This window comes from Paracoccus angustae, from assembly GCF_042648745.1.
Lineage (GTDB): Bacteria > Pseudomonadota > Alphaproteobacteria > Rhodobacterales > Rhodobacteraceae > Paracoccus > Paracoccus angustae.
The window spans coordinates 126,516-137,836 of the sequence record NZ_JBHRXY010000001.1 but is presented as its reverse complement, the minus strand read 5'-3'; the positions used below and the strand labels follow the sequence as shown (position 1 = coordinate 137,836).

12 protein-coding genes and 2 tRNA genes are annotated in these 11,321 nt (G+C 66.9%); 2 read left to right on the top strand and 12 right to left on the bottom strand.

The window, feature by feature from the left end; genetic code table 11:
- Window positions 1-96 precede the first annotated feature (96 nt).
- The 5 genes from ACFOM8_RS00635 to pyk all read right to left on the bottom strand — a co-directional run bounded on the left by ACFOM8_RS00635 (window position 97) and on the right by pyk (window position 3,320).
- Window positions 97-699: a hypothetical protein gene (locus ACFOM8_RS00635; protein WP_377758355.1), complete on the bottom strand. Its 603-nt coding sequence runs from the start codon at window positions 697-699 to the stop codon at window positions 97-99.
- A 232-nt stretch (window positions 700-931) separates the two neighbouring features.
- On the bottom strand, window positions 932-1,291 hold the full coding sequence (gene rplT / locus ACFOM8_RS00630; protein WP_089388309.1) for a 50S ribosomal protein L20: 360 nt from the start codon (window positions 1,289-1,291) through the stop codon (window positions 932-934).
- Between the two features lie 16 nt (window positions 1,292-1,307).
- Window positions 1,308-1,508 (bottom strand): 50S ribosomal protein L35, encoded by a 201-nt coding sequence (gene rpmI, locus ACFOM8_RS00625; RefSeq protein WP_103171044.1) that lies wholly within the window; start codon window positions 1,506-1,508, stop codon window positions 1,308-1,310.
- 108 nt (window positions 1,509-1,616) lie between these two features.
- The gene (locus ACFOM8_RS00620) at window positions 1,617-1,841 is read right to left on the bottom strand and encodes a hypothetical protein (RefSeq protein ID WP_377758353.1); all 225 of its coding nucleotides are present in this window, start codon (window positions 1,839-1,841) and stop codon (window positions 1,617-1,619) included.
- A 33-nt stretch (window positions 1,842-1,874) separates the two neighbouring features.
- A complete protein-coding gene (gene pyk, locus ACFOM8_RS00615; RefSeq protein WP_377758351.1) occupies window positions 1,875-3,320 on the bottom strand; it encodes a pyruvate kinase in 1,446 nt (481 codons plus the stop codon).
- Window positions 3,321-3,433: 113 nt separating this feature from the next.
- Here pyk and ACFOM8_RS00610 point away from each other — a divergent pair, with 113 nt between their 5' ends.
- Window positions 3,434-4,174 (top strand): N-formylglutamate amidohydrolase, encoded by a 741-nt coding sequence (locus ACFOM8_RS00610; RefSeq protein ID WP_377758349.1) that lies wholly within the window; start codon window positions 3,434-3,436, stop codon window positions 4,172-4,174.
- Window positions 4,175-4,745: 571 nt separating this feature from the next.
- Here the strand turns inward: ACFOM8_RS00610 and ACFOM8_RS00605 are convergent.
- The 4 genes from ACFOM8_RS00605 to ACFOM8_RS00590 all read right to left on the bottom strand — a co-directional run bounded on the left by ACFOM8_RS00605 (window position 4,746) and on the right by ACFOM8_RS00590 (window position 9,033).
- Window positions 4,746-7,010, bottom strand: a complete 2,265-nt coding sequence (locus ACFOM8_RS00605; RefSeq protein WP_377758347.1) for an adenosylcobalamin-dependent ribonucleoside-diphosphate reductase — start codon at window positions 7,008-7,010, stop codon at window positions 4,746-4,748.
- Window positions 7,011-7,079: 69 nt separating this feature from the next.
- The gene (locus tag ACFOM8_RS00600; RefSeq protein ID WP_377758346.1) at window positions 7,080-7,928 is read right to left on the bottom strand and encodes a lysophospholipid acyltransferase family protein; all 849 of its coding nucleotides are present in this window, start codon (window positions 7,926-7,928) and stop codon (window positions 7,080-7,082) included.
- Complete coding sequence (locus ACFOM8_RS00595; RefSeq protein WP_377759153.1) at window positions 7,925-8,707, bottom strand: GNAT family N-acyltransferase; 783 nt, start codon at window positions 8,705-8,707, stop codon at window positions 7,925-7,927. The genes ACFOM8_RS00600 and ACFOM8_RS00595 overlap by 4 nt, the downstream gene beginning before the upstream one ends.
- A gap of 146 nt (window positions 8,708-8,853) precedes the next feature.
- On the bottom strand, window positions 8,854-9,033 hold the full coding sequence (locus ACFOM8_RS00590; RefSeq protein ID WP_377758345.1) for a DUF3553 domain-containing protein: 180 nt from the start codon (window positions 9,031-9,033) through the stop codon (window positions 8,854-8,856).
- A 40-nt stretch (window positions 9,034-9,073) separates the two neighbouring features.
- Between ACFOM8_RS00590 and ACFOM8_RS00585 the strand changes: the two genes are divergently transcribed.
- Complete coding sequence (locus ACFOM8_RS00585; RefSeq protein ID WP_377758343.1) at window positions 9,074-9,697, top strand: histidine phosphotransferase family protein; 624 nt, start codon at window positions 9,074-9,076, stop codon at window positions 9,695-9,697.
- A gap of 16 nt (window positions 9,698-9,713) precedes the next feature.
- On the opposite strand, the gene ACFOM8_RS00580 is transcribed toward ACFOM8_RS00585, so the two are convergent.
- From ACFOM8_RS00580 to ACFOM8_RS00570, 3 genes are all read right to left on the bottom strand, one after another.
- On the bottom strand, window positions 9,714-10,979 hold the full coding sequence (locus ACFOM8_RS00580; RefSeq protein WP_377758341.1) for a glutamate-5-semialdehyde dehydrogenase: 1,266 nt from the start codon (window positions 10,977-10,979) through the stop codon (window positions 9,714-9,716).
- A 149-nt stretch (window positions 10,980-11,128) separates the two neighbouring features.
- Window positions 11,129-11,205 (bottom strand) — tRNA-Asp (locus tag ACFOM8_RS00575).
- A 26-nt stretch (window positions 11,206-11,231) separates the two neighbouring features.
- A tRNA-Asp gene (locus tag ACFOM8_RS00570) sits at window positions 11,232-11,308 on the bottom strand.
- Between the last annotated feature and the right edge of the window lie 13 nt (window positions 11,309-11,321).

The following is an 11,321-nucleotide window of genomic DNA, read 5'->3' as shown; positions in this document are numbered from 1 at the left end:
CGCCGTTCAGACAATCGGGGGATGGCGAAGAAAGACCCGCCTGTGATCACAAATCATTCAGAGCGGTCCCGGCGTCCGAGGGATGATGTGATGACCTCAGGCAGCCTTCCGGCGGCGGCGCAGCAGCGTCAACCCGCCAAGGCCCGACAGCAGCAGCGCCCCGCCGACGGGAACCGGGACTGCGGCGACGACCGTGACCGAGTCCACGTCGAAACCGTCAAAGCTGCTGGTCAGGGAAAACTCCCGCAGCGTCGCGTCCACAAGGCGAAGATATTCGAACCCTTGCGTGATTTGCAGCGTCGTGCCGGGCGTGGTGTTGTAGATGGTGGCCACCAGAGTGGCGACATCGTCCACCACCGCATAAACGTCGGCAGCTTCGAAATGTCCGCTGCCCGCCGCGCCGCCAAAGGTCACCTCCTCGAAGGTCACCATCGCGCCCGGCGCAAGCAAAGGCACGGCAAAGCCGAGCGCCAGCTGTCCGCCAAGACCAAGGGCGTAAAAGGTGCCATCCGTCCCGCCCAAGGCGTTTTCGACCCCCTTGCGGTTGTTCGCCTCGCAGGCAGCGGCGCTGGAGGCCGCGCAGGCGCCATAAGCGGTTTCACTGTCGATAAAGGTGGTGGCAGCATATGTCGCGGCCTGGGCCGCCCCTGCCAAGGTGACGAAAGTCAAGGCCGCTGCGCAGATGTTCCGAACACTCATGGACAACCCTTATGACAGGACTCGGTGAACTCCGAACTTGGGGTAAACCCGCCACAGGACAGTTTCGTTCGCTGGTCCATGGCAAGCCGACCGGATATGATTGCCTGTCCAGTATTTATCCGGAAAACGGGTCAGTCAACGATGATTCGGGGCCAAGGGCGAACGCCAAGGCCGCGCATGAAAAAGACCCGCCGGGGTGGCGGGCCTTCGGAAATGCCGGAACGCGGCCCTGTCAGGCGGCGGCTTTGGCCTTTTCCACGATCGCGCCGAAGGCCTCGGGCTCGTTCACGGCCAGATCGGCCAGAACCTTGCGGTCAACCTCGATCCCGGCCTTCGCCAGCAGGTTGATGAAGCGCGAATAGGTCATTTCGGCGTCCACCAGGCGGACGGCGGCGTTGATGCGCTGGATCCACAGAGCGCGGAAGTTGCGCTTGCGGGTCTTGCGGTCGCGGGTGGCGTACTGGTTCGCCTTGTCCACGGCCTGGGTGGCGGTGCGGAAGTTGCGCGAACGGTTGCCGTAATAGCCTTTCGCCGCGTCAAGAACCTTCTTGTGGCGGGCGTGGGTGACCTTGCCGGATTTAACTCGTGCCATTGTTCAGTCCTCGCGATCAGCGGTTGTAGGGCATGTATTTCTTGACGATCTTGGCGTCCGCGTCCGACAGGACGGTGGTGCCGCGCGCGTCGCGAATGAACTTCGTGGTGCGCTTGATCATGCCGTGGCGCTTGCCGGCCTGGGCGGATTTCACCTTGCCCCCGGCCGTGAACGAGAACCGCTTCTTGGCGGCCGACTTGGTCTTCATCTTCGGCATTTTCATCTCCTTCATCAGAGTGAACGCGCGCCTCGGCAATGCCATGGTGGCCGGACGCACGGATAGGAAGCGCGCCGTATAAGCGCGCTTGTCAGGTTTGGCAAGGGCTTACGGCGTGGTCGTGCCGCCCGCGATGCGCGTCCAGGCCTGCGGGATCTGGTCCAGCGTGAAGGGCTGCGGACCCAGATAGGCGGCGGCGAGGATCGCCGCGATCCCCAGCACCAGCAGGATCGCCGCCGCGCGCGGGGGCCGGGTCTGCAACAACTGCACGACGGCCACGACGACCGAGATCAGGCACAGCGCGATGCCGCCAAGCAGCAGAAGATCAGACATGGGAATCCCCGTAATGGTTTGCCTGATCCGCGCTTATTCTGGATCGGACGCGAAGATCAAGCGTTCGTCGCAGGGCGCGATGCGGACGATGTTGGTGCTGCCCGGAACGTTGAAGGGCACGCCCGCGATCACCACGACCTGACGGGACTCGTCTGCAAAGTGGAACTCGCGCGCGGCGCGGGTGGCGTTGACCACCGCCTCCTTGAAGCGGCTCAGCTGCGGGGTGATGACGCAATGGGTGCCCCAGGTCAGGCACATGCGGCGCAGCACCGATTCGACATGGGTCAGCGCGATGATGGGCACGCGCGGACGTTCGCGGGCCACCAGGCTGGCGGTCTTGCCCGACTGGCTGAAGGCGCAGATGGCCGCGATGTCCGTCGTTTCCGCGATCTCGCGCGCGGCGGTGACAATGGCGTCGGCCACGGTGTGCAGCTTGTTCTGGCGCGAGGCCTCGATGATGGCGCGGTAGTTGCTGTCCGCCTCGACCGAGCGGGCAACGCTGTCCATCGTGCGCACGGCCTCGATGGGATAGGCGCCGGCGGCGCTTTCGGCCGACAGCATCACGGCGTCCGCGCCTTCGTAGATCGCGTTGGCGACATCGCTGACCTCGGCCCGGGTGGGCATCGGGCTTTCGATCATGGATTCCAGCATCTGGGTCGCGACGATCACGGGCTTGGCCGCCGACCGGCACCTGCGGACCAGCCGCTTCTGGATCGGCGGCACCGAATGGATCGGCAGTTCGACCCCAAGGTCGCCGCGGGCCACCATGATCCCGTCGGACGCGGCCAGAATATCCTCGAAGGCATCGACCGCCGCCGGTTTCTCGATCTTGGACAGGATCGCCGCGCGGTTCCTGGCCAGGGCGCGCGCTTCCTCGACATCCGCCGCGCGCTGCACGAAGGACAGGGCCAGCCAGTCCACGCCCAGCTCGCAGGCGAATTCCAGATCCGAGCGATCCTTGTCGGACAGCGCCGCCAGCGGCAGCACCACGTCGGGCACGTTCACGCCCTTGCGGTCGCTGATCGTGCCGCCGACCTTTACGGTGCAATCGGCGAAGTCGGGACCGCAGTCGTCCACGCGCAGGCGGATCTTGCCGTCGTTCACCAGCAGGTTGCTGCCCGGCACGAGCGCGGCGAAAATCTCGGGATGGGGCAACTGCACGCGGTGCGAATCCCCCGGCGCCGGGTCCAGGTCGAAACGGAAGCGGTTGCCCTCCTCCAGATCGCAGGCACCCGCGGTGAACTGGCCCACGCGCAGCTTCGGCCCCTGGAGGTCGGCCAGGATGGCGATGGGACGGCCCGTCTCGGCCTCGACCGCGCGGATGGCGTCATAGCGGGCGCGGTGATCGGCGTGGCTGCCATGGCTCATGTTCAGGCGGAACACGTCGGCCCCGGTGTCGAACAGCGCGCGGATCATGTCCTTGGTGCTTGAGGCGGGCCCCAGCGTGGCCACGATCTTCACGTTGCGGTGTCGTCTCATCCTGCCGCCTTTCTTCCGTTTGCGCTAACTATGGTCCAGAACGCGGGCAGCCGCAACTGGCGTCCGGCGGCACCATGGCATAGACATCGCACGACATGAAGGATGACCGACCCATGACAGAGCGTGCCTTCTGGACCGAGGGCGAGGATCGCCCGTCCCGCTGGCTGATCACCTGCGACCACGCCACGAACCGGGTGCCGGACTGGGTGGGCGGCGGAACCCTGGGCATCGCGTCCGACGACATGGCCCGCCACATCGCCTATGACGTGGGCGCGGCGGGGCTGGCCTCGCGGCTGGCCGCCCTGATGGAGGCGCCCGCGATCTTTTCGGATTTCTCGCGTCTGGTGATCGACCCCAACCGGGGCGAGGACGATCCGACCCTGCTGATGCGGCTTTACGACGGCACGGTGATCCCGGCCAACAAGGATGCCGATGCGGGGGAACGCGAGCGGCGGCTGAACCGGCTGCACCGCCCCTATCACGCCGCGCTGGCCCGGCTGGCCGACCGCCACCCCGCCCGCTGCATCTGCGCGATCCACAGCTTTACGCCGCAACTGCGCGGCCGCCCCATGCGGCCCTGGCAGGTGGGGATCCTGTATTCCTGGCAGGACGTGCGGCTTGGTCCGCCGATGGTGCAGGCCTGCCGCGAGGCTGGCTGGATCACGGGCGAGAACCAGCCCTACGACGGCCATCTGGAGGGCGACTCGATCGACCGCCACGCCTTGAGGCACGGACGGCCCAATGTGCTGATCGAGGTTCGCAACGACCTGATCGCCGATGAATCGGGTCAGGCGGACTGGGCGGCGCGGCTGGCGCCGGTGATCCGGGCTGCGCTGGCGGGCGCGGGTTTGTAGAATGGTGGGGTGAAACCCCATGCGGCGCAGTTTCCCGCGAAACGCCGCAGGACGGGGCTGCGGTCACAGCCTTTCCCTGGCCATCGCCAGAAATCAGCAGGTCCGAGCGCGAAGGACGTTTTTCCAGCTGCCAGCAAGGCCGACTGTTTCACGCCCGCAAACGGGTCATTTCATAGGGTCTGGTCCCATGACTCGGCTTCTCCGTGCAGGTTTACTCGAGATCGACCTGCATGATGGCGCACAAGGCTTTGTCTTCACCTTTGGCTCTGAACGGCTTGACAGCGGTTGGAGTCTGCCTTCGATGTCCTGCATGATACTGAGGACAGCGCATCTTCGCCTTGCCGGCGGGATCTTGCCGCACGTCTCTCGTGCGCCGGCTCAATCATGCTGCCGGGACGGCGTAGAGCAAGCTGCCGCAGCGCGGATGTCGAAAAGCAGCCGCCAAAAAGGTTTCGACCGGCCTAACCTTTCTGTTCCGCGCTGGAGGAGAATTGCTCGGCAAAAAGGAAAGGCATGCCCGGCAAAAGGAAAAGTTTTTGGCTGTCAGCACACAAACAGCATCCCCACCCCCTTACCCGCATTTCGAGTGGCCGCAATTGGGACAGGTCATGCAGCCCTCGTTCATGCGCATCCCGTATTGGCCGCAATTCGGGCAGGCCGGTCCCAGCGGGCGTTCGCCGACCGCCACCGCCTCGATATGCGGATCGGATTTCAGGCCCATGCCCTCGCCCGCCAGAAAGCCGATGGCGATCATGTGGCGCTCGATCACGCCGCCGATGGCCGCAAGGATCGAGGGAACATAGCGCCCGTTCATCCAGGCCCCGCCGCGGGGGTCGAAAACGGCCTTCAGCTCCTCGACCACGAAGCTGACATCGCCGCCACGCCGGAACACGGCGCTGATCATCCGGGTCAGCGCGACCGTCCAGGCGAAATGCTCCATGTTCTTGGAATTGATGAAAATCTCGAAAGGGCGGCGGTGGCCGGACTGAACGATGTCGTTGATGGTGATGTAGATCGCGTGTTCGCTGGCGGGCCATTTCAGCTTGTAGGTTGCGCCCTCCAGCGCCGCGGGCCGGTCCAGCGGCTCGGTCAGATAGACCACGTCGGCGCCCGCATCGGCCTGCGGCACGGTTTCGGTCTTTTCGCTGACCGACAGCACGCTGCCGGTCACGTCGTTCGGCCGATAGGTCGTGCAGCCCTTGCAGCCCAGATCCCAGGCGGACAGGTAAACGTCCTTGAAATCTTCGAAACCGATGTCGGCGGGGCAGTTGATCGTCTTGGAGATGCTGCTGTCCACCCATTCCTGCGCCGCCGCCTGCATGGCGACGTGATCGCCGGGCGAAAGGGTCTGGGCATTGACGAAGTGATCCGGCAAGGGCGCATCGCCATGCATGTCGCGCCACATCCGGACGGCATAGTCCACGACCTCTTCCTCGGTCCGCGACCCGTCCTTCTGCAAGACCTTGCGGGTATAGGCATAGGCAAAGACCGGTTCGATGCCCGAGGAGACGTTGCCCGCGTAAAGGCTGATCGTCCCGGTCGGCGCGATGGAGGTCAGCAGGGCGTTCCGGATGCCGTGCCGGCCCACGGCCTCGCGCACATCCGCGTCCATCCGCCGCATGAAGCCGGACGCCAGAAAGGCATCGCGGTCGAACAGCGGAAAGGCCCCCTTTTCACGCGCCAGATCGGCGCTGGCGAGATAGGCCGACCGCGCGATCGCCTTCATCCAGGCCCGCGTCTGGTCCACGGCGTCAGGCGCGCCATAGCGCAGGCCCAGCATCAGCAGCGCGTCGGCAAGCCCCGTCACGCCCAGGCCGATGCGGCGCTTGGCCTGCGCTTCGGCCGCCTGCTGCGGCAGCGGAAACCGAGAGGCATCTACCACGTTGTCCATCATCCGCACCGCCACGCGGACCAGATCGTCCAGCGCCGCCATGTCCAGCCGCGCCTGCCGCGTGAACGGGTCGCCGACCAGCCGCGCGAGGTTCACCGATCCCAGCAGGCAGGCGCCATAGGGCGGCAACGGCTGTTCGCCGCACGGGTTCGTCGCCGCGATGGTTTCCGCGTAATGCAGGTTGTTCTGCCGGTTGATGCGGTCGATGAAGATCACGCCGGGCTCGGCATAGTCATAGGTCGCCCGCATGATCCGGTTCCACAGGTCGCGGGCCTGCACGGTGCGATAAACGCGGCCCGCAAAGACCAAGTCCCATGGGGCATCGGCCTTCACGGCCTCCATAAAGGCATCCGTCACCAGCACCGACAGGTTGAACATCCGCAGCCGGGCGCTGTCCTGCTTGGCCGCGATGAAATCCTCGATGTCGGGGTGATCGCAGCGCATCGTCGCCATCATCGCGCCCCGGCGCGACCCTGCCGACATGATGGTGCGGCACATCGAGTCCCACACGTCCATGAAGGACAACGGCCCCGAGGCGTCGGCCGCCACCCCCCGCACCTCGGCGCCCCTGGGGCGCAGCGTGCTGAAATCATAGCCGATGCCGCCGCCCTGCTGCATGGTCAGCGCGGCCTCCTTCAAGGCATCGAAGATGCCCGCCATGCTGTCCTCGATGGTGCCCATGACGAAGCAGTTGAACAGCGTGACCGAGCGGCCCGTGCCCGCCCCCGCCAGGATCCGTCCTGCGGGCAGGAACCGGAAATCCTGAAGCGCGGCGTAGAAGCGGTCCTCCCATGCGGCAGGGTCCGCCTCGACCTGGGCCAGATCCCGGGCCACGCGGCGCCAGCTGTCCTCGACCGTGGCATCAAGCGCGCGGCCCTCGGCATCCTTCAGGCGGTACTTCATGTCCCAGATCTGTTCGGCGATGGGCGCGGAAAAACGGGTCATGGCGGATCCCTTGGGGCGGCAGGCGGTGAATCTACAAGATATGGTCGCTTTGCCCGCCCGATCAAGCGATCAGAACGCCAGTCCCCGGCGCACCGCATCCTCGGCTGCGGCCGAGAGGGTCTTCCGGGTCTGGCCCGCCACCCGGATCGGGTCGTGCAGAACCACGGTGATCCGTCCCTGACGCCGGACGGCCAGCACGGCCAGAAGGTGCGGCCCCAGGTCCATGTCGCCCCACCAGCCATAAAAGCGCGGATCGGCCCCGGCGGGCGCGTGGTAAGCCGCGCTGACCGGCTGGATCGCCAGTCCCTCGGGCAGCGCGGGATCCAGGAAGCCCTGGAACAGCGTCGGCTTGAAAGGCAACAGCCGCCGCCCGTCGGTCGAGGTGCCCTCGGGGAAGAACAGCAGCCGGTGCCCAGCCCGGACACGCGCCGCGAACGCCTCGGCCTGGGCGCGGGCCAGCCGCGGGTCGCGGACAACGAAATGCGTGTCGGTCACGCGCGTCAGGATGCCGATGCCGGGCCAGGTCGCGACCTCGGCCTTGCTGACGAAGAAGACCGGCATGGCGGCGTTCAGGACCAGGATGTCCAGCCAGCTGGAATGGTTCGCGACCACCGCGCCCGGGCCGCTGATCGGCTTGCCCAGCCGTCGCCAGCGGATGCCCATGCAGGCCAGGGTCAAACGGCAGACCATCTGCACATGCGGGCCGGTCCAGGGACGCCGCCGGCCGTGGAACAGACGTTCGATCCCGCGCAGGGGCAGGATCAGCAGCACGCCCAGCAGCAACACCAGGACGGCGCCGCCGCCCCGCCGAAGGACGCGCAGCCAGGTGCGCAGACCCCGGGGGCGGGCAACGGGCGGCACCTCGTCGCGCCAGGTCGTCGCGCCTCGGCCCGGATCGGGGCGCGCGGAAAGGGTCATTGCGGCTGCCAGCGGCTTTCGTAGAACTGCCGGTGCTTGTCGGACATCGCGGCGGTGTCCATCAGCAGGAACACGTCGGTGGTGTTGAAGGCGCGGTCGATGAAGGCCCCCTCGCCCACCATGCCGCCAAGACGCAGATAGGCCTTGATCAGCGCGGGCATCCCGACCATGGCCTCGCGCCGGTCAAGGCGGTCGGGGGGGATCAGGTCCATCCGGTGATGGCCGGGCGGCAGCGCCCTGGGCCGCAGACCGGCCGGCGCAAGATGATGGTGATGCAGCCAACTGAGCGACGGCGCCAGCGCCGCGGTGTCGGTGCCGTGAAAGCTTGCCACGCCGAACAGGATCTCGATCCGGTGGTCCAGCACGTAATCGGCAAGGGCGTTCCACAGCAGGAACATGCCCGACCCGCCCCGGATGGCCGGATCGACGCAGGACCGGCCCAGTTCCAGAACCGGGCGCCCGCACTGGCGCAAAGGCGTCAGGTCGTATTCGGAATCGCAATAAAACCGGCCGAACCGCGCCGCGCGGTCGCCCGGCAGCAGGCGATAAACGCCGACCACGTGATCCAGATCCGCAACCGACCGGCGGTTGTCGATCAGGCACAGGTGATCGACCACGGGGTCGAAGGCGTCGCATTCCAGGCGGCGGCCGTGATCGACCAGAGGCCCGTCGCCGCCCAGTTCCTCGACAAAGACGCGGTAACGCAGGCGCTGCGCGGCCAGCAGATCCGCTTCCGACACGGCCAGGCGGATGTCGAAGAAGGACTGGTCGGACTTCATTCGGGCGGCAAGGGCGGTCATGGTCATCGCATCTTCTCTAGGCGGCGGGTGCCGGCATTGCAACAGCGCGGCGGACAACCGCGCGTCACGGCTTGCACAGGACAATCAAAGGTTGCAATCGTGGCAAACGAATCCCTAGCCGCTTTCTAGCCGCCTTGTGACCAGACGACATCCAGTGACACCCGTTTTCCGTCGATGACCTGCTTGCCCGCCTCGGAGAAATTGACGGTGATGCGGTCGCCGATGCGCGATTGCACCTGCCCTTCGCCCCATTCGGGCGCGCCGGGGTGGCGGACGATCATTCCGGGTTCCAGGATCTCGTTCACGGCGGCGTCCCTTGTGTCTTATATCGAAAGGTAATCCCCCATGGTCCCGGATACAACGCGCATCGCATCGGGCGAACTGTCGCAACTGCTGGGATCGCGGCTGTGCCACGACCTCGTCTCGCCCCTGGGGGCCATCGGCAACGGGGTCGAACTGCTGGAGATGTCGCCGGATTTTCCCGGCATCGGCGCCTGCCCCGAACTGAAGCTGATCGCCGAAAGCGTTCTGGCGGCGCGCGCCCGCATCCAGATTTTCCGGGTGGCCTTCGGGCAGGTGCAGGGGGACCAGCGCCTTTCCCGCGCGGGGCTGACGCAGTTGCTGGACGGGTTTTCCGCGCAGGGCAGGATGCGGATCCGGCTGGAGGCCGAGGGCGATTTCGCCCGGACCGAGATGCGGATGGTCATGCTGGCGATGATGTGCCTGGAAAGCGCGATCCCCTGGGGCGGCACGGTCACGGTGCTGCACGGCCCCGCCGGCTGGCGCCTGCTGGCCGAGGCAGAGCGGACCAAGCATGACGCAAACCTGTGGGCCTGGCTGGGGGGGCCGGCGCCGCGCAGCCCCATGCCGTCCGAGGTGCATTTCCCCCTGCTAGCCGAGGCCCTGGCCAGCGCGGACCGCGCCGTCCGCTGGGAGGTCGATGACAAGGGCGCCGAGATCGCCTTCTGATCCCGACCCCGGGGCCTCAGGCCCGGACCGTTCCGTCGCCCGTCACCAGATACTTGAAGCTGGTCAGCTGCTCGGCCCCCACGGGGCCGCGCGCGTGCATCTTGCCCGTGGCGATGCCGATTTCGGCGCCCATGCCGAACTCGCCCCCGTCGGCGAACTGGGTCGAGGCGTTGCGCATCAGGATCGCGCTGTCCAGGCCCGCGAAGAACCGCTGCGCGGTCGCGTCATTCTCGGTCAGGATCGATTCGGTGTGCTGGCTGCCAAAGCGGCGGATATGGTCGATGGCGCCGTCCACGCCGTCGACCAGCCTGGCCGCGATGATCATGTCCAGGAACTCGCGCCCGAAATCGTCGGGCTCGGCCATGACGGTGCCGGGGATCCGCGCCAGATCGCCATCGGCCCGGACCTCGACCCCCGCGTCCAGCAGCGCCTGAACCAGGGCGGAACCGTGCCGGGCATAATAGCGGTGGTCGATCAGCAGGCATTCCGCCGCGCCGCAAATCCCGGTGCGCCGCGTCTTGGCGTTCAGCAGCACGCGCCGCGCCTTGTCGGGGTCGGCGTCCCCGTCGGCGTAAACGTGGCAAATGCCTTCCAGATGGGCGAAGACCGGCACGCGGGCTTCCCGCTGGACCAGCCCCACCAGACCCTTGCCGCCGCGCGGGATGATCACGTCGATCAGCCCCTGGGCCTGCAACATGGCGCTCACCGCCGCCCGGTCGCGCGTCGGCACAAGCTGGATCGCGGCTTCGGGCAGGCCTGCCTGGCGCAGACCCTGCACCATGCAGGCATGGATCGCCTGGCTGGAATGCAGGCTTTCCGATCCGCCGCGCAGGATCACGGCATTGCCGGATTTCAACGCCAGCGCACCCGCGTCGGCGGTCACGTTCGGGCGGCTTTCATAGATGACGCCGATCACGCCGATGGGGGTGCGGACGCGCTGGATATGCAGGCCGTTCGGGCGGTCCCATTCGGCCACGACCTCGCCCACCGGATCGCGCTGCTCGGCGACCGCGCGCAGGCCATCCTCGATCCCGCGCAGGCGGTCGGCGTCCAGCCGCAGCCGGTCCAGCATCGAATCGGCCAGGCCCTTGTCGCGGCCGAATTGCATGTCCTTGTCATTGGAAGCCAGGATCCCGGCCTGATTGCGGCGCAAGGCCTCGGCCGCGCCGACCAGGGCCGCGTGCTTGCGCTCGGCCGTGGCCTGCGCCAGATCCACCGCGGCGGCGCGCGCGGCCTCGCCCATGGTCGCGATCAGCGCCGTTGCATCCTCGTGTCCGGTCATGGCAATCCCCCGCAATCAGCCGTTCAGATGACCCATCCCGGCGCGCGCTTCAACCCGGCCGTTCACCTTTGTCCCAAATATCCCGGGGGAGTCCGCAGGACGGGGGCAGCGCCCCCAAGCGACGCTTCGATCACGAAAAGGGAAAGAAATGGCGCGGTTGACGGGGCTCGAACCCGCGACCCCCGGCGTGACAGGCCGGTACTCTAACCAACTGAGCTACAACCGCGCTATGTCTTGGGCGACTGGTGTGTGTGGCGCGGTTGACGGGGCTCGAACCCGCGACCCCCGGCGTGACAGGCCGGTACTCTAACCAACTGAGCTACAACCGCACACTCACCACCC